Below are 25,604 nucleotides of genomic sequence, written 5' to 3'. Positions count from 1 at the left end.
GGCGGGCTCCCATCAGACTTTGCGGTCGGCCGTCCATTGGCCGATGCGGAAGATCACGAATTCGGCGGGCCGCAGCGGGGCCAGACCGACCAGGCAGATCAGCCGTCCGTTGTCCAGATCGTTCTGGGACATCGTCGAGCGGTCGCACTTCACGAAGAAGGCTTTGTCGGGTTTGTCGCCGAGCAAGGCGCCGTTCTGCCATTCGTTGAGCAGGAAGTCCTCGACGGTGCGGCGCACATTGGCCCAGAGCTTCTCGCCGTTGGGCTCGAAGACGGACCACTGGGTCCCCTTGTCGATGGAGCGCTCCACATAGGCGAAATAGCGTCGCAGGTTGACGTACTTCCATTCCGGATCAGAGCTGATGGTGCGGGCGCCCCACAGCCGCATGCCGCGGCCTTCGAAGTAGCGGAAGCAATTGATGCCCTCGGGATTGAGCACCTCCTGCTGCGACTTGTTGAGGAATCGCTCGAAGCCCAGGGCGAGGTTCACCACCTCGTTGGCCGGCGCCTTGTAGACCGCGCGGTTCACATCGTTGCGGGCATAGATGCCGGCCACGAAGCCTGATGGCGGCACATGGATCTCGCGTTGGGTGAGCGGATCCAGCACCCGGATCCAGGGGTAGTAGAGCGCACCGTAGGTGGAGTCGAGCTGGGCGCGCATGGCGCGGACTTCGCTGATGGCCTGGTCGTCGCCGCTGTCGATGACGGCGATGCGGTACTTCATCCGTTCGGCATGGCGGATGAGCGCGCGCACGATGGTGCGGGCGGTGGGACCATAGCCCGGATCCTCGTAGCCGAAGGTGGAGCCGGGTGCGGCGACGATGGAGATGTCCTCCAGATCCTCGAAGGCAACCAGGCCGGTCTTGCGGTCGTCGGGCGTGGTGATGCCGGCGTATTCATCGGCCTCGGGGCGGACGCCGTCGTCACCGTCACTGATCACCAGCGAGACGCTGCGGGCAGCGGGCGTGCTGTCGTTGTCCTCCAGCGCCGCCTGCAGGCCGAGTGCAGGAAAGGCGGCGGGGGCGGCATTGAAGAAGGCCTGCAGCAGGTCGACGCCGGTGTTGAAACCCGCCACGTCGTCGGCCCGGAAAACGATGGGCAGCGTGCGCGCACGCGCCAGGCTGGCGGGTGCTTCGGAGAAGTAATCGAACAGGCCATCCGGGCTGCCGGCACGTTCATGGTCGGGATCCAGCGGCAGGTCGGGCGAAGTGAACGGCACCAGGCTGCCGGACAGCGGTGCCACCGTCACTGTGACGGTGATGATGCGCAGCTCGTAGGCGCCGGGGGTGAGCTGGGCGAGCTGGACATCGGCGGTGGCGATGTCGTCATCAGTGGACGAGAAGACCCAGGTGTCGTTGACCGGATCCAGCAGCGCGAGGTAGTAGCCATCGGCCACGCCGGGCGACACCGCGGGCGAGGCGCTGGCCGCCGCCGCGCGGATCCAGACCACATCCCGGTGAACCAGGGAGCGGACGCCAGGAACGGCGCCGTCGGCCACCAGCACGCTCTGTCCGACCTTGAAGGTGAAGGTCACGCGGGCATCGCCGGCGGCCCCGGGGAAGCGAGCGAAGACAGCCAGCGGCGACGGGCTGCCGGGCAGGCCGCCGCGGGCATGGCCGGACCAGAGGTCCTCGGTGTCCTGCGGGGTGAACACGCGGCTGATGTAGAGCCGCTTGCCGCCTTCTTCGAAGAAGGCGCGCACCGCATGCCAGAGGTAGTTGTCGATCTCGCCGGCATCGGCGTAATCGAGCTTCTCCCGACCGCCGTAGGTGCGTTCGAACTCCACCAGGCTGGTGATCAGTTCCGGCTCCAGGTCGAGCGGACCGTAGCGGGCCGGCCCGACGAAACCGGTGGTCGTCGTGCTCACGCCTTCGATCGACTTGGAGCGGAACGACACCTCCTCGACGAAGACGCCTGGGGCGAGGTACTCGGGCATATCGGTTCTCCTGCGACAGGGACGGATGCGGACTCGGAGCGGCGGCTTTCGCCGATCGGAACCAGGGAGGCGGGCTTCAGCCCGGGGACACGGACAGCCAGGACGCTTCGGCCGACACGGCGCCCAGCGTCCGTGCGGTCAAGGGCACGCGGTAATCGAGGCGCCGCAACGCCGACGGCGATGGCGAGGCGACCAGGTCGTCCACCGTGCCCGGCGTTTCCAGTTGCGCCAGCAACTGCGCCAGATCCGGCATCTCCGGGGGCGGTGCCGGCGGGGACGCGGTGGCGGACCAGAACACTTCCAGCGTCACCGGCCAGCTGAAGTCGCTGCGGGCCTCCGGCGGCGAGGTGAGCGCACGGCGCGGCGGCTCGGGGTACGGGAACAGGGTGGCCACGCGGCCCTCCGCATCGGCCAGGCCGAGGCCGCAGCGTTGGCCGTCGATGCTCACGCCGAGCAAGGCCCAGGCGGCGGGGCGGCGGGTGGTGGTGTCGCGCATCTGCGCATAGACCACGGCGGCGGCATCCGGCACGCCGCGGCTGACCGATGAGAACAAGGGGATGCGCTCGATCATCAGTTGCGGCGGCGAACCGGGTGTGCCGGGCCATGCGATCGGATGCGGTGGCGACCACCACGGCGCCTGGAAGCTCACCAGGCCCTGCACAGGAAGCGCCACATCGAAGGCCAGCGGCAGGAAGCGACCGCGGGGATCGCGCACCTCGACCCGGCAGTCCTGCAGCGCGGCTTCGGCGCTGGACCAGAGGGCGGGGGAATCGGTGTCCGAGTATTCGAAATCATGCAGCCCGGGCACCGAGTGGCCGACATAGACATGGCTGAGGTTGGGGGCCATGGGCTTGCGGCGGCGCGGGTTGGACCGGGCATAGACCTCGACCTGCAGGCCATCGACCTGCGAGGTGCTGCGGGCGACATCCCAGAAGCGCACGCCGATGGCGGCATGACGAGAGAGCCGCTCCATGGATCGCAGGCTCACGGTCATGCCAGCACCTCGCGCACATCGAAGCGACGGGTCTGCACCGCGGCCCCTTCGCCGGTCTCGACATCGGAATCGACGAACACCATGCGCAGCGTGTAGGTGGCCGAGGCGGGCAGGCGCGGCTGGAGGCGGTCCCACAGCGTCAGGTAGTCGGCCAGCGAGAGCGGGTCGCAGATCAGGTCGAGTGCTTCATTCGAAGCGAAGGTGTCGGTCTCGCTGAGATAGTGATTGAGGTGGCCGGCGGAGAGGGTGCCGACGTCCTCCATCAGCCGCATCACCCAACCGAGCATGCGGTGCTGCATCTCCGCGTCCTGGGCCCAGGGCGTGACCATGTAGTGCAGGTCCAGCGGCAGCGAGGGGCGGAAGCGGCGGCCATCGGCGGCGCGCCGCTGGGTCAGGTTGCGCACGGCGCCGTTGATCGCGACGCGATAGAGGCACACCGAGAAGCCGTCCTGCATCGGCGATTCGAAATCGCGCATCTGGTAGAGCTTCACTTCCAGGCCCGATCCGAAATCGTCTCGCGGATAGCGGTCGCGGATCAGCCCCGCAAGTGCGGTGCTGACGGCGGCGATGGCGCGGTGATTGGCCATGGCGGTGGTCAGCCTTGCGACGGCGGGGTGGCGTCGCCGTTGTGCCGGGTGGGGCTGGCGCCCCTGGCCAGCCAGGCGTCGAACTGCGCGTCGGTGCCGATGCGGCGATAGCGGCGGCGGCCGTCGGCGGCATGCGACTCCTCGATCAACCCGCAGCTGCGCAGTTCATCGAGGGCCGTCTGAAGCTGTTCCATCGTCACCTCCAAAGCGGGATCGAGCCACCACAGGCGAATCCCCTCGGCGGTGTCCGACGCTTGCGGGCTGGCGCGAAGGTAGTGAACCAGCGCTTGCGTGATCGCCCGGGAATGTGAGGCGTCGGCCATGTCTCAAGGACTCGTGTCACGGAAGGATCGCAAGCCCTGTGCCAGGCGGACCGTCATCTGCAAGTCCTTGATTTCCATGAAGAACTTCACGCCGCTTCACCGATCGGGCAGGATGAATTTGTCCACCTCGCGCCACCCGAATCCCACGGCCTGCCAGGTCTTGGGGAGCACGTTCAGAGACGCACAGGCGCACGCAGGGCGGAAAAGTCGGGAGGAGGTTTTTGTCCGCGGGACTGGGTGAATTTGTCTGCCCACGCGGCGTCCACTGCACACTCAGGCGCAATCGCAGCAGCGCACTCACTTGCACTGCAATCACCACGCGACGTCAACGTCAACGTCAACGTCAACGTCAACGTCAACGTCAACGTCAACGTCAACGTCAACGTCGAAGATGGAGATAGAGATGTCTGGAAGATGCCCGATCGTTTGCAGGACGCGTGGGGGAGGAGCTGGGTGGCTGTGGTCAGGGAGGACCGGTGCCCACCGGGAGCGAATGCGGAGCGTCTGAGCGGACGGTGGGTGCCGGTCCTCCCGGACCGTGCTGGGTCGCTGCATGCGTGAGTTTCAACGCTTCACAGCGTCAAAGCGTCAAAGCGTCAAAGCGTCAAAGCGTCAAAGCGTCAAAGCGTCAAAGCGCAAAACCGCAGAACCGCAAAAGCCCCAAAACGTCAGACGCCTCCACGGCGTCAGAGCCCCGAACAACTCAGGGCACCGACGACCGAAACCGCTGAGGATCGATCCCATGCTTGCGGATCAACTCAAAGAACGCGCGTCGATCCTTCTTCGCGGCCATGGCGGCGTGGGTCACATTGCCGCCGTGCACCGACAGCAGCTGTTCCACATAGCCGCGCTCGAATCGATCCACCACCCGCATTTTGGCCACGCGGAACGAGGCTTCTTCCGGCACGGCGGGCTCGATGCAGGCGAGATCGATGTCGATGTCGCGCGGTTCCAGGATCGGCCCTGTCGACAGCAACACTGCGCGTTCGATCACATGGCTGAGTTCCCGGACGTTGCCGGGCCAATCGTGTCGCAGCAATTTGAGCAGGGCCGCTGGCGAGATCGCCTGCGCACTGCGCGCGTATTCGCGGGCGAATTGACGCAGGAAATGCTGGGCCAGCACGGACACGTCTTCACGACGGTCTCGCAGAGCGGGCAGGTGCAGATGCAGCACATTGAGCCGGAAGAACAGATCCTGCCGGAACTGGCCGCGCTGCATGCGTTGCGGCAGGTCGCTGTTGCTGGCGGCGATGACCCGCACGTCGGCGCGCACGGTGGTGCTGGTGCCGATGGGTCGGTACTCCCGTTCCTGCAGGAAGCGCAGCAGCTTGGCTTGCGCGGGCAGCGGCAGGGAGTCGACCTCATCGAGGAAGAGCGTGCCGCCTTCGGCTTCCCGCACCAGGCCGGGGCTGGCGGCATGGGCGGTGGTGTAGGCGCCGCGGGCGTGGCCGAAGAGTTCGTTCTCCACCAGTTCCGCCGGCAATGCGCCGCAGTTGACCGCCACCCAGGGCCGCGACGCGCGCGGTGACAGGTAGTGCACGGCGCGGGCACAGACTTCCTTGCCGGTGCCGGTTTCGCCGGTGATCAGCACATTGGCCTGGCAGCCCGCGACCACCGGCAATCGTTCGGCCACGCGGGCACAGGCCTGGCTGATGTGGATGAATCCGCGGATCTCGTCCCGGTGGGCGAGGCTCACGGGTGGCGGCGCGGCTGCGTCCGCGCCGTCAGCATCTGCTCCTGGCATGGTTCCTCCGTGAATCGTGGGATGCCTTTCAGGGAAGGCATCGGGCGTCAAGCTCGTCGAGGTCGGCGGATTGGCGACGCGGGCGCACATGGCGCGCGGGTGGTCGCGGTCACGTCGACAGGACGATCGGCTGATTAAACGCTCACGGGGTCGCAATTGCGAGGGATGGCGACCTGCGGTCTAGGGGGCTCCGGTCCCTGCGAACGCGGTTTCGCCTTGTTTATGCGACATGTGTCGACATAGGGATGTGCAGGCCGCCTGATCGAGACGGCGCCGGATCACGCCACGATCACCGCGGCTTGCCCAGGTTCATGACCCAGTACTTGCTGTAGGTCGCGCCTTGGGCCGTGGCCAGTTGGCAGGACACGCCGACGTTGGTGTAGCTGGCGCTCATCAGGTTGGCGCAATGGCCGGGGCTGTTGCGCCAGCTGTCCATCACCGATTCGACGGTGGGCTGACCGGCGGCGATGTTCTCGCCCAGGGAGCTCCAGGCATAGCCGGTGGCGTTGACCCGGTCGCTCATGGTGCGGCCGTCCTGGCTGGTGTGGCTGAAGTAGTTCTTCGCCGCCATGTCCTTGGCGTGGCCGTCGGCCGCCTGGGTCAGTTGCGCATTCCAGGTCATCGCGGTGGTGGCGGGGAAGACGCCGGAGGTGCCGCAATCCGCGCCGGCAGCGCGCAGCGCGTTGATGCGCGTCATCAGCTCCTGCTGGAAGTTGAGCAGGTTGCAGGTGCCGGCCACGGCACTGGGGTCGCTGGTGGGGGTGTCTGCACTGTCGTTGCTGCTGCCGCCGCCGCAGGCGGACAGGCCCAGGACCAGCACGGCCGCTGCGGCCAATGAGGAGCGCGGCTGGCGCGACAGGAAGGTCGAAAGGGAGTTCATCCGGCGGATGATAGAAACGATCCCGCCAAAAAGCTGGAACCAAACGTACGGCGTGAGGTTTGCGTGAAATCTGCCGCTATCTCCCCCCGCACCACTGCGACTCGCAAGGCACGCCGTCGCCATCCCCGTCCAGCTGGGTGCCCGGACAGTTGCGCAGGAAGAAGGTGGCCTCCTCGCAGGAGCGCATCTGCGAGCAGTACTGCCGCCCGTCACACCGATCGCGGGCACCGCCATTCCCTGGCACGACGGGCCGTTCGGCGGGGCGCTCGGACGCCAGCGGCAACGGCGGACGTTGGCCCTTCTGGTAGACATGAAACCCATAGCCGACCGCTGCAGCCATCAAGACCAGTGCGACAAGGCCGGTCGCCGGCGAGCGTCGGGGCGCGGCCTGATGGGGCCGGGCCATTCGCCCCGCCGGTCGCGTGGCGGGCTTCGCCGCTTCGGGTCGTCGCTGGCCCACGGCGTGTCGGACCACCGCCACCGCCTGCGGTTGGCCGTCCTTGCCGCGCCCGAGGGCATAGCTCAAGGTTTCGCCCACAGTGGGACGAGACCCATCGCGCGGGAACGCGCTGATGTGGACAAACAACTCGCGACCGCCGTGGGTCGGCGCAATGAAGCCGAAGCCGCGTGCGTCATCCCAGCGCTGCAGCGTGCCGGTCAATGCCGCCGACCTCGTGGCGGCCGGCGAGGCGGAGTTTCTCGACTCACTCATGGCTGGTGCTCCAGCATCCCATCGCTGTCATCCTTCAGTGTCACGCCCGTCAGCCCCAGCCGTCTTGCCTGCGTGAGCAGATGGTGCAGCTTGTGCGCGGCCGCCGCGTAGCCCAGCCCTTCCGGTCGCACATTGGAGATGCAATTGCGATCGGCATCGCGACATCCGACCTGCGGCGCGTGGGTGAGATAGATCCCCAGGCTGTCCGGCGAGCTCAGGCCGGGACGTTCGCCAATGAGCATCACCACGAATCGCGCCCGCCAGAGCGAGGCGATCTCGTCGCCCAGCGCCACCCGGGCCTGGGTGGCGATGACCAGCGGCCCGACCGACCAGTCGTTCAATCGCGGCAGCAACGCGTCCAGCAACGGCACCGCCTGCCGGCCGGCCGCCGTGGCCGAGAGGCCATCCGCGATCACGAACAGCAGCTCCACCGGCGTCGCGGGCGGCGGCAACAGTTGATCTCGGCTGTCGGCGGCGAGCCGGCGGCCCAGGTCGGGCCGGCGCAGGTAGTCGGCACGGTCAGCCGCCGCGCTGCGCACCGCCACGACCTCATGGCCGCGCGACGACAGTGCCTGGGTGAGCGCCGCCACGTCCAACGGGTGATGCACCGCATCCCGGGCCTGCGCATGCGCGAGCTTGAAGTCCAGCAGCGGGCCGGTCGGCAAGGCATGGCCGGTACGACCCAGCGCAATGCGCGCATTCGTGAAGCGTCGCCATGCGGACCACGGATCGGGGTCCACACCGGGGTCAGTCCGTGCCAGTGCGCCATCCTCAGGCGGGGCGGTCGATGCGGCGGCATCGGGTGGGCTGGCTTTCTCGCTCATGCCGCGCCCAGCCAGTCCCGCGCCCCGGTCAGCAGCGGCTGCGCCTTCCCCGCCGGCCGCAGCACACCGCGCTCATCGGTGAGGCCCATGCGGTGAAGCCAGGCCTCGAACTCCGGCGCACGCCGCAGGCCCAGGACCTCGCGCGCATACAGCGCGTCATGGAAGGAGGTGCTCTGGTAGTTGAGCATCACATCATCCGCCCCCGGCACACCCATGATGAAGTTGACGCCGGCCACGCCGAGCAGGGTGAGCAGGGTGTCCATGTCGTCCTGGTCGGCCTCGGCGTGGTTGGTGTAGCAGATGTCGCAGCCCATCGGCACACCCAGCAATTTGCCGCAGCAGTGATCCTCCAGCCCGGCGCGAATGATCTGCTTGCCGTCATAGAGATATTCCGGGCCGATGAACCCCACCACCGTGTTGACCAGGAACGGATCGAAGCGACGCGCCACCGCATAGGCGCGGACCTCGCAGGTCTGCTGGTCCACGCCGTGATGCGCCTCGGCCGACAGCGCACTGCCCTGCCCGGTCTCGAAGTACATCAGTTGCTGCCCGACCGTGCCCCGTTGGAGCGACCGGCCGGCCTCGTGCGCTTCGGCCAGCAAGGCCAGCGAGATGCCGAAGCCGGCATTGGCCTTCTCGGTGCCGGCGATCGACTGGAACACCAGATCCACCGGGGCGCCCTGCTCGATGGCCGCCAGGGTGGTGGTGACATGGGTGAGCACGCAGGACTGGGTCGGAATGTCGTGGCGCTGCCGAAGCTCATCCACCAGCCGCAGCAGGTCGCCGATCGCCTTCGGATGGTCGGAGGCAGGATTGATGCCGATCAGCGCATCCCCGCAGCCGTACATCAGGCCGTCCAGCATCGAGGCGGCAATGCCCTTGGGATCGTCGGTGGCATGGTTCGGTTGAAGGCGCACCGACAGATGACCCGGCAGACCGACCGTCGTGCGGAAGCGGGTGACCACCGGGCGCTTGCGGGCCACCGCGATCAGGTCCTGGTTGCGCATCAGCTTGGAGACGGCGGCGACCATCTCCGGCGTGAGACCTGCGGTGACTCGGCTGAGCGCGGCGGTGTCGGTCTCGGTGCGCAGCAGCCAGTCGCGGAAACCGCCCACGGTGAGGTGGGCCAGTTCGGCGAAGGCCGACGCGTCATGGCCATCGACGATCAGCCGGGTGACCTCGTCCGATTCATAGGGGATCAGCGCCTCATCCAGGAAGCGCCGCAGCGGCAGGTCCGCCAGGGCGCATTGGGCGGCGGCGCGCTCGGCCTCGCTGTCAGCGGCAATGCCGGCCAGTTCGTCGCCCGACCGCCGGGGACTGGCCTTGGCCATCAAGGACTTCAGGTCCGCAAACCGATAGGTCCGGCCGCGAATGGAATAGGTGGTGCCCAAAAGAGATGCCCTGCAACGATGCGGCTCGCGCCGGTCTGACAGCGATTGAATTGGCGACGGCATCGGCCTTTGCATTAGCCTTTGCTTCGGCCGCTGCCTCAGCGATCAGGCCCGCCAATGGAGTGCTACTGAAGCCGACACGGAAGCCGACACGGAAGCCGACACGGAAGCCGCCATTGAAGCCGCCATTGAAGCCATTTATACGCGGCACCGGCCTCAGCGTCATCAGGTGCGTTGCCCACCTCCACCGGGCCGGCCTGCGCGCCACGCCGGCGCCACAATGCGACACCCCCACGACGCCCCGCCCGCACCGGATGTCTCCCATCCCCTTGCCTGCCCCGCTGGCCCGGATGCTCCTCGCCTGTGTCCGACGCTACCGCGCCCCTGCCTTGCCCGCCTCGCTGGATGAGGCCAGCCTGGCAGGCCCGGCCACGGCATTGGCTTTCGCCATCGATCAGGCACGGGTAGCCACGGTGCAGGGTGTGACGCCCGAGCCGGCCGTGCGCGCACTGTTCATCCACGCACTGGCCAGGCTGATCGCCGGGGCGCTCCGTCCGCAAGGCGGAGATCCCGCGTTCCAGGCCATGGTGCTGCAGCATCAATGGCCGGTGGTTCGGGAATTCGCCTCGCTGAACGCGCATGCCGCGGCCGATCGGCGCACCGTGCAATCGACGATCCGCGCCTTTGCGCATCCCGAGAAGACCCGGCGGCGCCCCGATGCCGCGCTGAGGGCCGCGCTGACTGAACTCCACCGCGCCGGCGAAGCGGCGGACTGGCCACGCCTCGTTCCGATGGCGCTGGCGCTGCTGGACCAGCCCGACGTCCGTGCCGATCCCGCCCTCCGTCGATTGCTGGAACGCCTGCGCGATGAAACCGCCGTGGATCGCCTTCAGCGCCTGGCGGTGTTGGCACACGATGAACGGATTCAACGCTACCTGCGGCTGTGGCAGCAGCAGGGCCCCCGATCGGGCACTGCAGAGGCCCATGCGCGGGGCTCGCGTGCGCAGGCGCGCGGCGCGGCGGTGGAAGCCCAGGCCTCGCACGCGCTGGAGGCGGTGGCCCGTCGGTTGAATGAAGAGGACGCCGCAGCGCCCTATCGGGTCGTCACCGGCCTGCTGGTGCCCGGCGCGATCCCGGGTGACCCGCAGGGCGCCAAGAGCGAATGGGACGTGGCGTTGCTGCGGCGCGCTGAAGGCCACGCCGACGCCTCGGCCTGGGATCTGTGCCTGCTGGTGGAAGCCAAGGCCTCCGCCGACGCGGCCACGACCGATGTCTACAAACTGCAGCGCGGTCTCCAACGGCTTCAGCAGGCCAGCGACGGCGAGGTGCACGCTTTCGCCTGCGACCAGGGCGAGGTCGGCCTGACCGGCGCCTCGCTGCGCGCGTTGACCCTCGGCGCGGGCGAGGGCGAGGGCGAGGGCGCGGCCCAAGGGCCGGTGCCACCGTGCAGCGCTCCGGCTCAGGACGATCGGCTCGACGCCTCCCGGTCGGTGCTTGGCTCAGTGCTGTACTGCAGCAATGCAACGGCCGATCGCACCCCGCCGCTGCTCAATCCGGCCAGCAGGATGCAACTGATGTCCGCGCCCGCGGCGGTGGCCTTCGCCAGCCAGTGGGCCGAGGCCACCAAGGGCACCGACGTCGCCACAGACGGCGAGACCGCTGACCCGCAACCGCTGCACGCGGTGTGGCTGCAGCTGCTGAACGATCCGGTCTTCGACGCAGTGCGCCAGCAATATCCGACGCTGAGGCAGGTCCGGGATCTGATGGTGCATCCCGACGATCTGCTGGCGGCGGCAGGCGCGGCCGCCAGGGACTGCGCCCACGGGACGACCGAGTCGATCAGTACGTCTTGTACGGCAGGAACTTCCCGCTCATCGTGATGCTGACGCGGTCCCCCTTGGGATCGGGCTCGCGTTGCAGGTCCATGCGGAAGTCGATGGCGCTCATGATGCCGTCGCCGAACTCCTCATGGATCAGCTCCTTGAAGGTGGTGCCGTAGACGCTCACCAGCTCGTAGAAGCGGTAGATCAGCGGATCGGTCGGCACGGCGGTGGGCAGGCTGCCCTTGTAAGGGACCACCTTCAGCCACTGGGTCTCGACTTCGGTGAGGTCGAAGAGGCGGGCCAGCGTTGCGGCCTGGGCATCGTCAAAAGTCATCTGACCCAGGCAGCCGGCGGTGACCCACTCCTTGCTCAGACCGACCTGCTCGGCCACGTCGGACCACTTCAGGCCCTTGGCCACCTTGGTGGCGATGATCTTTTCAGTCACGTCGAGACGGCTCATGCAATGCTCCTGCGTTGGGAAGGGGACAGAGGATCCAGCGTCGGGGCTGGCATCCGGGAGGAAGGTTCGTTCGTCGGCACGGAGGGGGCCGATGCAACCGCTGCCGTTGCGATGGGGATCGCCGCCGATGGCGATGGCGAAACCGGTGAAGAGGACGGCAGCGACGCGGGCGCCACGGGCAGTTCCCCAGCCGCAGGCGCGGCGTCATCGATCCAGCCGGGGCGCACTTCCGGCGGATGCTCCGGCGCCCGTCCATCGGACAGCTGCGCACTGCGCGCCACCAGGAAGTCCACCAGGTGATTGCGCAGCCGGTAGTACTGGGGATCGTGGTGCAGCGTGGCGCGCTGGCGGTCGCGCGGCATGGTGTTGACCACCACCTCCGCCACCCGGGCGCGCGGCCCGTTGGCCATCAGGAACACCCGATCGGCGAGCAGGATGGCTTCATCCACATCGTGGGTGATCATGAACACCGTCTGACGCGTGGCCGCGCAGATCTTCAGCAGCTCGTCCTGGATCGTGCCGCGGGTCAGCGCATCCAGCGCGCCAAAGGGCTCGTCGAGCAACAGCATGCGGGGCTCGATGGCGAAGGCCCGGGCGATGCCCACCCGCTGCTTCATCCCGCCGGACAGTTCGCTGGGCTTGCGGTCCAGCGCCGCAGACAGTCCCACCAGGTCGACGTACTTGCGCACCTGCGCCTCCACTTCGGCCCGCGACCAGTCCGGCCATTTGCTGCGCACCGCAAAGGCAATGTTCTGACGCACGGTGAGCCACGGCATCAGCGCGTGGCCCTGGAACACGACGCCGCGATCCAGGCCGGGGCCGACCACCTCGCGGCCGTCCACGATCACATGGCCGCTGCTGGCCTGCTCCAGGCCGGCCAAGGTGTTCAGGATCGTGGTCTTGCCGCAGCCGCTGTGGCCGACGATGCAGACGAACTCGCCCTCATGCAGGCTGAAGTTCACGCCGTCGAAGACGGTCGTTCCGCCATAGTGCTTGGCCAGCGCTTCCACCCGCACGCGCACCGCGCCTGGCGCGGCCGGCGTCACCACGTCGTGTTCAATCGACATAGGTCACCGCCTTCTGCGCCCGCGCAAACAGCAGGTCCAGCGCCATGCCCACCAGGCCGATCACCAGGATCGCGAAGATGACGTTGGGCAGGCTGAGGTTGTTCCACTCATTCCAGACGAAGTAGCCGATGCCCGTGCCGCCGACCAGCATCTCGGCCGCCACGATCACCAGCCAGGCAATGCCCATGCTGATGCGCATGCCGGTGAGGATGGTCGGCGCCGCCGCCGGCAGGATCACTTCGAAGGCGCGTCGCAGCGGGCGGACCTCCAGCGTGCGGGCCACATTCAGCCATTCGCGCCGCACACCGGCCACGCCGAAGGCGGTGTTGATCAGCATCGGCCACAGGCTGCAGATGAAGATCACGAAGATGCCGCTCGCCGCCGCATCCTTGATCGTGTAGAGCGCCAGCGGCATCCAGGCCAGCGGCGAGATCGGCTTGAGCACCTGGATGAACGGATCCAGGGCGCGATAAGCCAGCGGACTCATGCCGATGACAAAGCCCAGCGGAATCGCCACCATCGCCGCGAGCAGATAACCCAGGGCCACCCGCCCCAGCGAATAGGCCAGTTGCAGGCCGATGCCCTTGTCGTTCGGGCCCCGGTCATAGAAGGGCTCGGCCAAGTGGTGTGCCACGGTGGCGCCCATCTGCGCCAACGTCGGGAAGCCGCTCTTGGCGGCCACCGGGGCAGCGTCCACAGGCTGACCCATCAGCTGGGCGTATTCGATCTGCGCCGCTGTCATCGCGGCGGCGGGCGCCTTCGGACTGGCTGGCGCGCCGAGCGTGGCGACCTGCCAGATGCCCAGCAACAGCGCCAGGATCAGCAGCGACAGCACGGCGGCTCGGACATTCAGGGACCTCATGGGGGACGTCATCGGATCAACCTCATTCAATGGGGCCTGCGGGCCTGCGGGCCGATGGACTCATGGGCTCTCACCCGCTGTGGCGTTCCTTCCTCACGACCGCTTGATGGCGAAGCTGTCGAGGTAGGCCTGCGGGCGAGCGGGGTCGAAGGTCTTGCCCATCACGCTGAACTTGGGATAGGCGCCCTCGGGTTCGTTCATGCCCAGGGCCTTCATCTGCTTCTTCGCATCGGTCAGCAGGAAGACCTGCTCCGCGATCTGCCGGTAGTTCACCTCGCCCTTCAGGTAGCCCCAACGCTTCATCTGGGTGAGCATCCAGACCGCCATGCTCTGCCAGGGAATGGGGTCGAAGTCGGCGCGGTCGGGCACGTTCTTCACCTGGCCAAGCCCATCGGCATAGCGGCCGGTGAGCACCTGAGCGATGACCGTCTCGGGCTGGTTCAGATAGGCCGGCGGCGCAATCACCTTGGCAATGAGCTCCCGGTTGCGGGCTTCACGGGCCATGGCGGCGGCGTTCAACACCGCGCGATAGAGCGCGGCAAAGGTGTTGGGGTGCTGGCGGATGAACGCGGTGCTGGTGCCGAAGGCACAGCAGGGATGGCCGTTCCAGAGCTCCTTGGAGAGCAGGTGAATGAAGCCCGCCTCCTCGAACACCGCGCGTTGGTTGAAGGGGTCCGGCCCGAGGAAGCCGTCGATGTTGCCGGCGCGCAGGTTGGCCACCATCTCCGGCGGCGGCACGACCCGGATCTGGATGTCCCGGTCCGGGTCCAGGCCCGCTTCCGCCACGTAGTAGCGCAACAGGAAGTTGTGCATCGAATACTCGAAGGGCACCGCGAACTTGAAGCCCTTCCACTGCCGGGGATCGCGCTTGTCCTTGTGCTTGAGCGCCAGCGTGATCGCCTGGCCATTGGTGTTCTGGATGGCCGCGACATTCATCGGCGTGGCGGTCGCCCCCAGGCCCAGGCTGATGGCCAGCGGCATCGGGCTGAGAAAGTGGGTGGCGTCGTATTCCTTGTTGATCATCTTGTCGCGGATCAACGCCCAGCCGGCGGTCTTCACCACCTCCACGTTCAGTCCCTGCTTCGAATAGAAGCCCAGCGGATGCGCCATGATCAGCGGCGTGGCGCAGGTGATGGGAATGAAGCCGATCTTCAGATCCTTCTTCTCCAGCGGGGCGGCCTCCTGCGCCATGGCCTGCAGGCTGGCGATCGGCAGCACACTGCCGATGGCGGCCATCGCGCTGCGACGACCCACCGCCTTGAGGAAACGGCGCCGCAGCGCCTCCTGCGGGAACAGGGCCTTCACCAACGCGGCTTCGACCCCGTTGCGCAGCGTGGCCTCGACATCCGCCGTCACCGGCGCCTCGGCGGCCCGCGACTGCAGGGCCGAGACGGCCGCGTCCCGCGATGCGGCGGCGGCATGTTCGGCCTCATTGCCGTGACGGCCGCAGGCGCAGCGCATCAGCAGCGGGCGATCGGCGTCGTAGGGATCGTGGAACTCTGAGCTCATCGCGGCGTCCGGGGCGTTGGGGATGCGATGGACTCTAGGGATTCCGGCGCGACCACGGCATCGCGCCGTTCGCCATTCTTCTGTAGGGCTGGCCCTACAGCCACCGCATGCAGCCGAGAGAGCTACGGCGCCACGGACTCGTTGCGCATGGCAAAGAGCGTCAGTTCCACGTCATTGCGCACACCGGTCTTTTCCAGGATGCGCGCACGATAGGTGGAGACGGTGTTGGACGACAGACTGAGCTGCTGGGCAATCTCGCCCACGCTGCGCCCCGCCACCAACAGCCGGAACACCTGATGTTCCCGATGCGACAGCAGCTCATGCAGCGGCAGGCCCTCATCCGCAGCGCGGCCGCCCGCGCCCACCGCGCCGGCCAGATGCTCCGCCACGCTGGGCGTGATGAAGAGCCGGCCACGCGCGACGGTGCGCACCGCCTCGATCATCTGCTCGCTGTCGGCGCTCTTGTTCAGATAGCCCGCAGCGCCGAGCTTGAGGCTGCGCACGGCGTACTGGCGGTCCGGATAGGTCGACAGCATGAGCACCGGCAGCTTGGGGAACTCGCCCTTCAGCGACTTCAATGTGTCCAGCCCGTCGCGCTGCGGCATGGCGATGTCCAGCAACACCACGTCGGGCCCCTGCCCGGTCGCCATCCCGCTGCGCACCTGCTGCAGCGCCTCCGGGCCGCTGGCGGCCTCGCCCATCACCCGCAGGTCCTCCGCCTCCGCCAGCACCTGCTTGATGCCCTGGCGGACGATGAGGTGGTCGTCGCAGATCAGCACGCGGATGGTCATGCGTGGCCGCTCCCGCGCCCGGATGTCCTTCGAGACTTTGCCGCGCGGCGCCCGTGCCCTCGCACCTGCGTCGGATCGGCTGCCGCCGGACCCGGCCTCATGGTGCGGCCTCCAGCGGCATCACCAGCCGCACCGTGGTACCGCGACCAGGGACGCTCTCGATGCCCAGGCGCCCGCCGAACTGTGCGGCCCGCTCGCGCATGCCCAGCACCCCGTAGCTGCGCGGATCATTGAAGGCGTCGTCCGGCGCGCCGATGCCGTCGTCGCGCACCAGCAGATAGAGCACCGGTTGCGGCGGCGCATCCACATCCAGCCGGATCGACACCCGACGGGCCTTCGCATGGCGGGCGATGTTGGAGAGCACCTCCTGGAAGATCCGGAACACCGCAATGGCCAGCCCGCCTTCGGGCGGCGGCACCGCCGCGGCGACGAAGAGCTTGACCTCCACCTCCCGCTCGTCGCTGCCGGCGAGTTGAAACTCCTGCGCCTGCCATTCCAGCGCCGCCCACAGGCCTTGATGGTCCAGGATGCTGGGACGCAGGTCGGTGATGATGCGGCCCACCGCATCGACGGCGGTGTCGACCAGTCCGCCCATGCGGCCGCACTTCTGCACCATCGCGTCGCGCAGCGGCGCTTCACCGACACGGCGCTCCAGCCAGTTCAGGTCCATCTTCAGCGCGACCAGCAGCGAGCCGAGCTCATCATGGATCTCGCGCGCGATGCGCTTGCGCTCGGTCTCGCGGACCGCCTCCAGGTGATGCGCCAGTTCCCGCAATTGCCGGGTTCGCTCCGCCACCCGGCGCTCCAGCTGATCGTGGCTGGCGCGCAGCAGCTCGTCGGCACGCTTGCGTGAAGAGATGTCGACGAAGGTCACCACCGCGCCCTGCACCGCCCCGTGCTCGATGATGGGATAGCTCGAGTATTCGGCCGGGAAGGCCGACCCGTCCGCGCGCCAGAGCACCTCGTCGTCGATGCGGCACGGCATGCCGCGCCGGAAGGCATTGAAGATCGGGCAGTCGCACTCCGCGTAGTCGCGCCCATCGCCATGGGAATGGTGGATCAGCGCATGCATGTTGCGGCCCAGCACCTCCTCGGTGCGCCAGCCCAGCGTCTGACAGGCCGCACGGTTCACGAAGGTGCAGCGCCCGTCCATGTCGATGCCGAAGATGCCTTCGCCGGTGCTCTCCAGCAACAGGGCCAGGCGCCGGCTCACGGCGTCCGACGAAGGCACATGGGCTAGCAAGGCGGAAGACGCATTCATGCCCCGGCTCTTGCAAGCCACATGCCACGGCTTGGGCGTTGGGCGTTGGGCGTTGGGCGTTGGGCGTTGGGCGTTGGGCGTTGGGCGTTGGGCGGTGGGCGACGGGCGTTGGGCGTTGGGCGTTGGGCGTTGGGCGTTGGGCGGTGGGCGACGGGCGACGGGCGACGGGCGACGGGCGATACCGGCCCACAAGCGCTCGCGCCGAAAGCAGCGCGCGCGTCGCCCAGGGCTTCGAGCCTGGCGTCACGCAAAGGCGGGACGGCCGATCGCGATGGTGTTTGTCAACGGCGACACATGCAGAAAGAAACCGGCCGCACGCCGGTAACAGGGCGTCACTGGGTGGCCGTCCGGAGGCCGGGCGCCGGTCGCGCGAATGCCCCGTTCAGGGGATCGCGCGCCACTGGGCACGAGCAGGTCGTAACCGCATCCCGATGCGTGTTTGCCCTGAGATGCCAACGCCTTGAAAGCGCTTTCTTGCGCTTACGAATCTGCGACACCGGTTGCACCGTTCAGGGGCATCGGCTCCGAATAATCGCGCCTCGCCGGGGTGGGTCTCACCCGCTGCCGGATACGGGCCGGTCCACCTCATCGTGGTCACGTCCCGGCCCCCAACCCAATTTCAAGGAGCCCCCATGACTCTGTCTTCCAAGCGCTCATCCGGCGCATCCGGCCGCTTGCGGCTGCATCCGCTGTCGTTGTCTCTCGCGCTGGCGGGTTTGCTGGCGGGTTGCGGCGGCGGTGAATCGACCGACCCGGCGGTTCAGGCCTCTCGCGTCAACGGCTCGACCGGCGCGGCCGGCTCGACCAGCGCCGGCACCACTGCGGCCGCCGCGGCGGCTCAGATCTGCTTCTTCGAGCATGTGAACTACGTCGGTGCCAGCACCTGCCTGACCGCGAGCAGCAGCTGGATCGGCTCGTCCTGGAACGATAGGATCTCCTCGCTGAAGGTGCCGGCCGGCTACAAGGTGGAGTTGTTCTCCGACATCAACTACGGCGGTCGCGTGCTGACCCTGACTGCGGACAATGCCAACCTGGTGCCGTCCAACTTCAATGACGTGGTGTCCTCGGTGCGCATCACCGCGACGTCCACGGTGAAGCTGGCCTCGGTCCAGTTCGCGCAGTCCATGCTCTACGGCAGCAGCGACAACCAGCTGGTGCTGGTGGCCAACAAGCCGACGCTGCTGAAGGTCAATGTGACCGCACCCGCCTCGCCGGCCACGCTGCCGGCAGCCACGGTGAGGATCGAGAACACCGCCACCGGCACCAGCCGTGACCTGCCGCTGGCCGCGCCGCGCCGTGGCCTGCCCACCACCGTCTCCGACGTCCCGTCCTTCGACGACGCCTACACCGTCACCGTGCCCGCCGATCTGGTGAAGACCGGCATGAAGGTGACGGTCAACGTCGCCGGTGCTGCGGCTCAGAGCTTCACGCCTCGCGTGGGCGGCGGCATCCCGATGCGCTTCATGCCGATCGCGGTGAAGATCGCCGGCACCACCGGTCAACTGCCGGTCGACCAGACCGCCCACATCAAGGCCCTGTTCCCGGTGTCGACGGTGACGCTGCAGGCGCACCCGACCTATGTGTCGACCCGCGTCACCACGCTGCCGACCTCGGACGCGCAGTGGAGCGATGCCTTCGGCAAGATCCTGGGCGAGCTGTCCGACCTGCATGCGCTGGAGCGTGCAGCCCGCCACGACTACTACTTCGGCTTCATCCCGAAGCGCACCTGGGGCCTGGCCGGCCTGGGTTATGTGCCGGGCAACTCGGCCGTCAGCTTCGACATGCCCAATGCGCCGGACACGGTGCGGGACGTGGTGGCCCATGAACTCGGCCACAACTTCTCGCTGCCGCACGCGGCCTGCGGCGGCGCGGGATCGCCGGATCCGAAGTATCCGTACCCGGATGCCAACCTGGGCAAGGCCGGTCGCTACATCTGGAGCTACCTGTCGGACACCAACAGCTTCTACGACCCGCGTCCGACCGATCGCCACGACATCATGAGCTACTGCGGTGGCGTGGTGTTCTCGGACTACAACTACCGCCTGATGCAGACCTTCCTGACCCCGACCGATGCGGCCACGGCCAAGGCGGCTGCGGTGGCGGCGGCGCCGGACCAGGACGTGCTGCTGATCAGCGGCAGCATCCGCGGCAAGCAGATCGAGATCAACCCGGTCAAGACGCTGGTGTCCAAGCCGGAGAGCAGCAGCGGCCCGTATGTGGTGCGCGTGCAGACCTCGGCCGGTCAGATCCAGGATTACGCGTTCACGCCGCAATCGCTGGACCATGAAGGCGAACTGCTGCACTTCCGCGTGCTGGTGCCCAAGGTGGACAACATCGCCAGCATCAGCGTGATGCGGGATGGCAGCACCCTGGCGCAGGCCGCCGCCCGCGCCAGCAATGCCCGCCAGAAGGCGTTGGCCGCCGGCGCCAGCCGCGCCCAGGTGCAGGTCCAGGAGACCCGTGGCCAGGCCGTGCTGCGCTGGGATGCCGATGCCACGCCGTTCCTGAGCGTGACCTGGACCGACGGCACCCGCCGCCTGAACCTCGCGCAGGATCTGCAGGGCGGTCAAGCCACGCTGGACACCAGCGAGCTGCCGGCCGGCGGCCGCTTCGAACTGGTGGTCTCGGATGGTCTGAACGCGCAGCGCGTCGAGCAAGCGCGCTGAGTCGAGACCGGCCGGCGGGTCAGCCACGCTGATCCGTCGGCCAGATGATCGCGCCACCGTCTGCATGGACGGTGGCGCGATGCGCATTCCAGCGGCGGTTGTCGCACTCGACGGTCCACCGCGACCGCCGCCGCCGTTGCCCGTTGCCCGTTGCCCGTTGCCAGCCAAGCTTGATAGGCGTCTGTCTCACGCGCGCCCCACCCGACGTCCCAAGAAGCGGCGACAGCCTTCAAGCCGCCTGTTTGTCGAATCCGACACCCACCGAAAGCAACAAGCAACAGGCCGGTAACAGCGTGTCACCGCGCGCCGGCCCGCCTTGGCGCAGCCGCACACGCCGATGGCCAGGCCGCCTGCCGGATCTCGCAGCGGCAGCCGGTGGATCGCGGTCCTCCGCGCCGGACCCCGGCGCTCACGGCGTGACTTGAAACTGCTTTCCTGCGCTTACGAATCCGCGACACCCGTTGCAACGTCCCCAGGGGTCGCTCCGAATAATCGCGCCACGCCAAGGTCAGGCGCCTGTCGCCCCTGCCTTGTACGCCTCGCCCACGCGCGGCGACACCCCATTTCCCCAAGGAGCCCTCATGACTCTCTCCACGAAGCGCTCGTCCGGCGCACCCAGCCGGCTGCGCCTGCACCCGCTGTCGATGTCCCTGGCGCTGGCCGGTCTGCTGGTGGGTTGCGGCGGCGGCGAGTCCACCGAGGCGACCGCGCAGGCCGCAAATGTCAGCGGCAGCACCGGTACGACCGCAGCGGCCACCGCCTCCAAGCCGCTGGTCTGCGTCTATGAACACGTGAACTACACCGGCGCCACCATTTGCATGTCGAGCAGCAATCCGCAGTTGCCGACCGCCTGGAACGCGCGCATTTCCTCGATCAAGGTGCCGACCGGCTACAAGGTCGAGCTGTTCTCCGAAAGGCTGTACGGCGGCCGCGCGCTGACCCTCACCGCCAACAATGCGAACCTGGTGCCGTCGAGCTTCAACGACGTGACCGCCTCGATCCGCATGACCGCGCTGGGCACCACGCCGACGCCGTCGGCGGTGACGCTGGCCTCGGTCCAGTTCGCGCAGTCCATGCTCTACGGCAGCAGCGACAACCAGCTGGTGCTGGTGGCCAACAAGCCCACGCTGCTGAAGGTCAATGTGACCGCGCCCGCCTCGCCGGCCACGTTGCCGGCAGCCACGGTGAGGATCGAGAACACCGCCACCGGCACCAGCCGCGACCTGCCGCTGGCCGCGCCGCGCCGTGGCCTGCCCACCACCGTCTCCGACGTCCCGTCCTTCGACGACGCCTACACCGTCACCGTGCCCGCCGATCTGGTGAAGACCGGCATGAAGGTGACGGTCAACGTCGCCGGTGCTGCGGCTCAGAGCTTCACGCCTCGCGTGGGCGGCGGCATCCCGATGCGCTTCATGCCGATCGCGGTGAAGATCGCCGGCACCACCGGTCAACTGCCGGTCGACCAGACCGCCCACATCAAGGCCCTGTTCCCGGTGTCGACGGTGACGCTGCAGGCGCACCCGACCTATGTGTCGACCCGAGTCACTACGCTGCCAACCTCGGACGCGCAGTGGAGCGATGCCTTCGGCAAGATCCTGGGCGAGCTGTCCGACCTGCATGCGCTGGAGCGTGCGGCCCGCCACGACTACTACTTCGGCTTCATCCCGAAGCGCACCTGGGGTCTGGCCGGCCTGGGCTACATGCCGGGCAACTCGGCCGTCAGCTTCGACATGCCCAACTCGCCGGACACGGTGCGGGACGTGGTGGCCCATGAACTCGGCCACAACTTCTCGCTGCCGCACGCGGCCTGCGGCGGCGCGGGATCGCCGGATCCGAAGTATCCGTACCCGGATGCCAACCTGGGCAAGGCCGGTCGCTACATCTGGAGCTACCTGTCGGACACCAACAGCTTCTACGACCCGCGTCCGACCGACCGCCACGACATCATGAGCTACTGCGGTGGCGTGGTGTTCTCGGACTACAACTACCGCCTGATGCAGACCTTCCTGACCCCGACCGATGCGGCCACGGCCAAGGCGGCTGCGGTGGCGGCGGCGCCGGACCAGGACGTGCTGCTGATCAGCGGCAGCATCCGCGGCAAGCAGATCGAGATCAACCCGGTCAAGACGCTGGTGTCCAAGCCGGAGAGCAGCAGCGGCCCGTATGTGGTGCGCGTGCAGACCTCGGCCGGTCAGATCCAGGATTACGCGTTCACGCCGCAATCGCTGGACCATGAAGGCGAACTGCTGCACTTCCGCGTGCTGGTGCCCAAGGTGGACAACATCGCCAGCATCAGCGTGATGCGGGATGGCAGCACCCTGGCGCAGGCCGCCGCCCGCGCCAGCAATGCCCGCCAGAAGGCGTTGGCCGCCGGCGCCAGCCGCGCCCAGGTGCAGGTCCAGGAGACCCGTGGCCAGGCCGTGCTGCGCTGGGATGCCGATGCCACGCCGTTCCTGAGCGTGACCTGGACCGACGGCACCCGCCGCCTGAACCTCGCGCAGGATCTGCAGGGCGGTCAAGCCACGCTGGACACCAGCGAGCTGCCGGCCGGCGGCCGCTTCGAGCTGGTGGTCTCGGATGGTCTGAACGCGCAGCGCGTCGAGCAAGCGCGCTGAGTCGGAACCCCATCGGCTGATCCAGCCGATGGCCGCGAGGCCGCTTGCGACCGCCACCTGTGGCGACCAGCGGGCGGACCTCGCCACGGATTTGTTCTCGGGCATGTCATCTGGAAGTCCAGGTGCCATGCCCGAAGTCGTTTGGGGGGGCTACGTCGACGAGGTGGGTCTGATCACCAGCTCCTTGTAGCCGGTGGCGGCATCGACCTCGCGCGTCAGTTGCCAGTCAGGCAACACGGCCACCAGCACTTCCGCCGTGGTCCTGACCTGATTGCCATAGCCGACATGGCCGCCGCAGACGCGACCCTGCGCGTCCGCCACCGACATGTGCAGGTGGGCGCCATCGGCGCTGAGCGATCCGGCCAGCGTCAGGATCTCGAGCGGGCCTGACAGCTCGGTTTCCCCGTTCGCCGCCGCCAGACGCAGCCTGGCCCGCGTCAAGCTGCCAATGCCGGAAACGACGAAGGCTGCGGTGCCCGATTCGGCGCACGCAGCCTCCAATGCACGGCGGAGATCGTCGCCGGGCTCAAGTCTCAAGGGTCGGAGTTCCATGCGCCGGGACTTCAGGCGCCGGCCGACCACAGGGATGGATTTGTCATCGCGCTTCACCTCCGGGCGGGAATGTAGAGACGTTTGCCCGCGCCGGCCTGCTTGGGCAGGTCCCAATGTATTCGCAAGCGTGCCCGGATGTTCGACCGGTCCCGCAAGTCGGACATGCGACCCGCGACTTCCGGAATTCCAGGCGTCGTCCTACGCTATGGCCGTCGACCTCAACGGAGACCCTGCGTATGACTACTGAAACCACATGCCCGGTCGCTCATCGACCCAAGTCGGCCCGGACCAACAGCCAGTGGTGGCCGGACCAGTTGAATCTGGCGCTGCTGCACCAGCATTCCGAGTTGTCCGATCCGATGGTGGAGGACTTCGACTACGCGGCCGAGTTCAAGACCCTCGACCTGAACGCGGTGATCACCGACCTCCATGCGCTGATGACCGATTCGCAAGACTGGTGGCCCGCCGACTACGGCCATTACGGCCCGTTCTTCATCCGCATGGCCTGGCACGCGGCCGGCACCTACCGGATCTTCGACGGCCGCGGCGGCGCCCGCTCCGGTGAGCAGCGCTTCGCCCCGCTCAACAGCTGGCCGGACAACGGCAACCTCGACAAGGCTCGTCGGCTGCTGTGGCCGATCAAGCAGAAGTACGGTCGCAAGCTGTCCTGGGCCGATCTGATGATCCTGACCGGCAACGTGGCGCTGGAATCGATGGGCTTCAAGACCTTCGGCTTCGGCGGCGGCCGGGAGGACATCTGGGAGCCGCAGCCGATCGACTGGGGGCCCGAATCCACCTGGCTGGGCGACGACCGCTACAGCGGCGACCGCGAGCTCGCCAATCCGCTGGCGGCCGTCCAGATGGGCCTGATCTATGTGAATCCCGAGGGACCGAACGGCCATCCCGATCCCGTCGCCTCCGCACGCGACATCCGCGAGACCTTCGCCCGCATGGCCATGGACGATGAGGAAACGGTGGCCCTGGTCGCCGGGGGCCACACCTTCGGCAAGTGCCACGGGGCCGGACCGGCCCACCATGTCGGCGCGGAACCCGAGGGCGCCAATATCGAGGAACTGGGCCTGGGCTGGAAGAGCGGCTTCGACAGCGGCAAGGGCGCGCATGCGATCACCAGCGGCCTGGAGGGCGCCTGGACCGCCCATCCGACCCAATGGGACATGGGCTACCTGGAGACGCTGTTTGCGCATGAATGGGAGCTGACCAAGAGCCCGGCCGGCGCCCATCAATGGAAGCCCAAGGGCAATGCCGCCGCCGGCACCGTGCCCGACGCGCACATCCCCGGCAAGACCCATCAGCCGATGATGCTGACCGCCGATCTGGCGCTGCGCTTCGATCCGGCCTACGAGCAGATCAGCCGCCGCTACCTGGCCGACCCCCAGGCCTTTGCAGACGCCTTCGCCCGTGCCTGGTTCAAGCTCACCCATCGCGACATGGGCCCGAAGGTGCGCTACCTCGGCCCCTTGGTGCCCAAGGAGGACCTGCTGTGGCAGGACCCGGTGCCGGCCGTCGACCACCCACTGATCGATGCGACCGACATCGCGGTGCTCAAGACCGCGCTGCTCAATGCCCTGTCCGTCCCGGAGCTGGTGAAGACCGCCTGGGCCTCGGCGTCGACCTTCCGCGGCACCGACCTGCGGGGCGGTGCCAATGGCGCGCGCATTCGGCTCGCGCCGCAGAAGGATTGGCCGGTGAATGAGCCGGCGGCGCTGGCCCAGGCGCTGCAGAAGCTGGAAAAGGTGCAGCGTGAGTTCAACGCGGCGCAGACCCAGGGCAAGCAGGTGTCGCTGGCCGATCTGATCGTGCTGGGCGGCTGCGCGGCGGTGGAGGTGGCCGCGCGGCAGGCCGGCCATGAGGTGAAGGTGCCGTTCTCCCCGGGACGCACCGATGCCTCGCAGGCGCAGACGGATGTCGAGGCCTTCAAGGTGCTGGAGCCTGCGGCGGACGGTTTCCGCAACTACGTGCGGGCCGGCAGCGAGGCGACCGCGGCCGCTGCGCTGATTGACCGCGCCTGCCTGCTGACCCTCACCGCACCGGAGATGACGGCGCTGGTGGGCGGCCTGCGGGCCCTTGGCGCGAACTTCGGCGGCACCGCGCATGGCGGCTTCACCCAACGCGCCGGGGCGCTGACGCCGGACTTCTTCATCCACCTGCTGGACATGCGCACCACCTGGAAGCCCTCGGCCTCGGTGCCAGGCGTCTTCGAAGGCACCGATCGAAAGACCGGCGCAGCCCGATGGACGGCCACCGCCGCCGACCTGGTCTTCGGTTCCAACGCCCAACTGCGCGCCCTGGCGGAGGTCTATGCATCCAGCGACGGCGCGGCGCCCTTCGTCCACGACTTCGTGGCGGCCTGGGCCAAGGTGATGAATCTGGACCGGTTTGATCTGAAGGCCGGATAACCGACCGGCCGCCGATCGCAGGATGACGCCGGGGCATTCCGCTGCGCCGGCCCTCTTGCCTCAACGCAGAACCCTGGGGATCCATCGCTGCCCTCACATTGCCAGCACGAGACACTCCGTGTCAGCCATGGCTGTCTTTTTGGAATTTTTCCGCCGAAATGCAAGTCATGGCTTACACAGGCGTTTCATGG

General features: G+C 67.9%; 19 protein-coding genes and 1 pseudogene. 4 read left to right on the top strand and 16 right to left on the bottom strand.

Annotated features, from left to right (window positions below; all coding sequences use genetic code 11):
* Positions 1-12 precede the first annotated feature (12 nt).
* From N4261_RS04260 to N4261_RS04220, 9 genes are all read right to left on the bottom strand, one after another.
* Positions 13-1,935 carry a phage tail sheath family protein gene (locus N4261_RS04260; RefSeq protein WP_261758977.1) on the bottom strand — a complete coding sequence of 641 codons (1,923 nt, stop codon included), beginning with the start codon at positions 1,933-1,935 and terminating at the stop codon, positions 13-15.
* Positions 1,936-2,011: 76 nt separating this feature from the next.
* On the bottom strand, positions 2,012-2,923 hold the full coding sequence (locus tag N4261_RS04255; RefSeq protein ID WP_261758976.1) for a hypothetical protein: 912 nt from the start codon (positions 2,921-2,923) through the stop codon (positions 2,012-2,014).
* A gap of 2 nt (positions 2,924-2,925) precedes the next feature.
* On the bottom strand, positions 2,926-3,516 hold the full coding sequence (locus N4261_RS04250) for a Pvc16 family protein (RefSeq protein WP_261758975.1): 591 nt from the start codon (positions 3,514-3,516) through the stop codon (positions 2,926-2,928).
* 8 nt (positions 3,517-3,524) lie between these two features.
* Complete coding sequence (locus tag N4261_RS04245) at positions 3,525-3,839, bottom strand: hypothetical protein (RefSeq protein WP_261758974.1); 315 nt, start codon at positions 3,837-3,839, stop codon at positions 3,525-3,527.
* A gap of 703 nt (positions 3,840-4,542) precedes the next feature.
* Entirely contained in the window at positions 4,543-5,535 is a 993-nt protein-coding gene (locus N4261_RS04240) for a sigma-54 interaction domain-containing protein (RefSeq protein ID WP_261758973.1), read from the bottom strand.
* A 337-nt stretch (positions 5,536-5,872) separates the two neighbouring features.
* On the bottom strand, positions 5,873-6,463 hold the full coding sequence (locus tag N4261_RS04235) for a CAP domain-containing protein (RefSeq protein ID WP_261758972.1): 591 nt from the start codon (positions 6,461-6,463) through the stop codon (positions 5,873-5,875).
* Positions 6,464-6,539: 76 nt separating this feature from the next.
* Positions 6,540-7,175: an excalibur calcium-binding domain-containing protein gene (locus N4261_RS04230; RefSeq protein WP_261758971.1), complete on the bottom strand. Its 636-nt coding sequence runs from the start codon at positions 7,173-7,175 to the stop codon at positions 6,540-6,542.
* Positions 7,172-7,999 (bottom strand): ethanolamine ammonia-lyase subunit EutC, encoded by an 828-nt coding sequence (eutC, locus tag N4261_RS04225; RefSeq protein ID WP_261758970.1) that lies wholly within the window; start codon positions 7,997-7,999, stop codon positions 7,172-7,174. The genes N4261_RS04230 and eutC overlap by 4 nt, the downstream gene beginning before the upstream one ends.
* Complete coding sequence (locus N4261_RS04220) at positions 7,996-9,390, bottom strand: ethanolamine ammonia-lyase subunit EutB (protein WP_261758969.1); 1,395 nt, start codon at positions 9,388-9,390, stop codon at positions 7,996-7,998. The genes eutC and N4261_RS04220 overlap by 4 nt, the downstream gene beginning before the upstream one ends.
* 314 nt (positions 9,391-9,704) lie before the next feature.
* Between N4261_RS04220 and N4261_RS04215 the strand changes: the two genes are divergently transcribed.
* Positions 9,705-11,270: a 3-deoxy-D-arabino-heptulosonate 7-phosphate synthase gene (locus N4261_RS04215; protein WP_261758968.1), complete on the top strand. Its 1,566-nt coding sequence runs from the start codon at positions 9,705-9,707 to the stop codon at positions 11,268-11,270.
* Here N4261_RS04215 and cynS read toward each other — a convergent pair.
* The 6 genes and pseudogenes from cynS to N4261_RS04185 all read right to left on the bottom strand — a co-directional run bounded on the left by cynS (position 11,230) and on the right by N4261_RS04185 (position 17,163).
* Positions 11,230-11,673: a cyanase gene (gene cynS / locus N4261_RS04210; RefSeq protein ID WP_261758967.1), complete on the bottom strand. Its 444-nt coding sequence runs from the start codon at positions 11,671-11,673 to the stop codon at positions 11,230-11,232. The two genes, N4261_RS04215 and cynS, sit on opposite strands and share 41 nt — an antisense overlap.
* Positions 11,674-11,867: 194 nt before the next feature.
* Positions 11,868-12,740, bottom strand: a pseudogene (locus N4261_RS04205) (ABC transporter ATP-binding protein); the annotation flags it as partial.
* Positions 12,730-13,602 (bottom strand): nitrate ABC transporter permease, encoded by an 873-nt coding sequence (gene ntrB, locus N4261_RS04200; RefSeq protein ID WP_261758965.1) that lies wholly within the window; start codon positions 13,600-13,602, stop codon positions 12,730-12,732. The gene ntrB and the pseudogene N4261_RS04205, both read right to left, overlap by 11 nt.
* Before the next feature lie 93 nt (positions 13,603-13,695).
* Positions 13,696-15,111: a CmpA/NrtA family ABC transporter substrate-binding protein gene (locus N4261_RS04195; protein WP_261758964.1), complete on the bottom strand. Its 1,416-nt coding sequence runs from the start codon at positions 15,109-15,111 to the stop codon at positions 13,696-13,698.
* 122 nt (positions 15,112-15,233) lie between these two features.
* Positions 15,234-15,902, bottom strand: a complete 669-nt coding sequence (locus tag N4261_RS04190) for a response regulator (RefSeq protein ID WP_261758963.1) — start codon at positions 15,900-15,902, stop codon at positions 15,234-15,236.
* 97 nt (positions 15,903-15,999) lie between these two features.
* Positions 16,000-17,163 (bottom strand): sensor histidine kinase, encoded by a 1,164-nt coding sequence (locus N4261_RS04185; protein WP_261758962.1) that lies wholly within the window; start codon positions 17,161-17,163, stop codon positions 16,000-16,002.
* Between the two features lie 632 nt (positions 17,164-17,795).
* On the opposite strand from N4261_RS04185, the gene N4261_RS04180 reads away from it, so the two are divergent.
* Together N4261_RS04180 and N4261_RS04175 are read left to right on the top strand one after the other, a co-directional pair.
* Positions 17,796-19,829 carry a peptidase inhibitor family I36 protein gene (locus N4261_RS04180; RefSeq protein WP_261758961.1) on the top strand — a complete coding sequence of 678 codons (2,034 nt, stop codon included), beginning with the start codon at positions 17,796-17,798 and terminating at the stop codon, positions 19,827-19,829.
* A gap of 581 nt (positions 19,830-20,410) precedes the next feature.
* Positions 20,411-22,444, top strand: coding sequence for a peptidase inhibitor family I36 protein (locus N4261_RS04175; RefSeq protein ID WP_261758960.1), 2,034 nt, complete (start codon positions 20,411-20,413; stop codon positions 22,442-22,444).
* Positions 22,445-22,594: 150 nt separating this feature from the next.
* On the opposite strand, the gene N4261_RS04170 is transcribed toward N4261_RS04175, so the two are convergent.
* Positions 22,595-22,996 carry a PPC domain-containing DNA-binding protein gene (locus tag N4261_RS04170; RefSeq protein WP_261758959.1) on the bottom strand — a complete coding sequence of 134 codons (402 nt, stop codon included), beginning with the start codon at positions 22,994-22,996 and terminating at the stop codon, positions 22,595-22,597.
* Between the two features lie 236 nt (positions 22,997-23,232).
* Between N4261_RS04170 and katG the strand changes: the two genes are divergently transcribed.
* The gene (gene katG, locus N4261_RS04165) at positions 23,233-25,413 is read left to right on the top strand and encodes a catalase/peroxidase HPI (protein WP_261758958.1); all 2,181 of its coding nucleotides are present in this window, start codon (positions 23,233-23,235) and stop codon (positions 25,411-25,413) included.
* Positions 25,414-25,604 lie beyond the last annotated feature (191 nt).

It is taken from the genome of Roseateles amylovorans (assembly GCF_025398155.2).
GTDB lineage: Bacteria > Pseudomonadota > Gammaproteobacteria > Burkholderiales > Burkholderiaceae_C > Roseateles > Roseateles amylovorans.
The sequence above is the reverse complement of the archived record's forward strand: the minus strand, read 5'-3'. Positions and strand labels throughout refer to the sequence as shown.

Bases quoted from the DNA above. Each gene is read 5' to 3' on its own strand.
- N4261_RS04215 (WP_261758968.1), top strand. From the start codon at position 9,705: ATGTCTCCCATCCCCTTGCCTGCCCCGCTGGCCCGGATGCTCCTCGCC.
- N4261_RS04245 (WP_261758974.1), bottom strand. From the start codon at position 3,839: ATGGCCGACGCCTCACATTCCCGGGCGATCACGCAAGCGCTGGTTCAC.
- N4261_RS04250 (WP_261758975.1), bottom strand. From the start codon at position 3,516: ATGGCCAATCACCGCGCCATCGCCGCCGTCAGCACCGCACTTGCGGGG.
- N4261_RS04180 (WP_261758961.1), top strand. From the start codon at position 17,796: ATGACTCTGTCTTCCAAGCGCTCATCCGGCGCATCCGGCCGCTTGCGG.
- eutC (WP_261758970.1), bottom strand. From the start codon at position 7,999: ATGAGCGAGAAAGCCAGCCCACCCGATGCCGCCGCATCGACCGCCCCG.
- katG (WP_261758958.1), top strand. From the start codon at position 23,233: ATGACTACTGAAACCACATGCCCGGTCGCTCATCGACCCAAGTCGGCC.
- ntrB (WP_261758965.1), bottom strand. From the start codon at position 13,602: ATGAGGTCCCTGAATGTCCGAGCCGCCGTGCTGTCGCTGCTGATCCTG.
- N4261_RS04190 (WP_261758963.1), bottom strand. From the start codon at position 15,902: ATGACCATCCGCGTGCTGATCTGCGACGACCACCTCATCGTCCGCCAG.
- cynS (WP_261758967.1), bottom strand. From the start codon at position 11,673: ATGAGCCGTCTCGACGTGACTGAAAAGATCATCGCCACCAAGGTGGCC.
- N4261_RS04175 (WP_261758960.1), top strand. From the start codon at position 20,411: ATGACTCTCTCCACGAAGCGCTCGTCCGGCGCACCCAGCCGGCTGCGC.
- N4261_RS04230 (WP_261758971.1), bottom strand. From the start codon at position 7,175: ATGAGTGAGTCGAGAAACTCCGCCTCGCCGGCCGCCACGAGGTCGGCG.
- N4261_RS04195 (WP_261758964.1), bottom strand. From the start codon at position 15,111: ATGAGCTCAGAGTTCCACGATCCCTACGACGCCGATCGCCCGCTGCTG.
- N4261_RS04260 (WP_261758977.1), bottom strand. From the start codon at position 1,935: ATGCCCGAGTACCTCGCCCCAGGCGTCTTCGTCGAGGAGGTGTCGTTC.
- N4261_RS04170 (WP_261758959.1), bottom strand. From the start codon at position 22,996: ATGGAACTCCGACCCTTGAGACTTGAGCCCGGCGACGATCTCCGCCGT.
- N4261_RS04235 (WP_261758972.1), bottom strand. From the start codon at position 6,463: ATGAACTCCCTTTCGACCTTCCTGTCGCGCCAGCCGCGCTCCTCATTG.
- N4261_RS04185 (WP_261758962.1), bottom strand. From the start codon at position 17,163: ATGAATGCGTCTTCCGCCTTGCTAGCCCATGTGCCTTCGTCGGACGCC.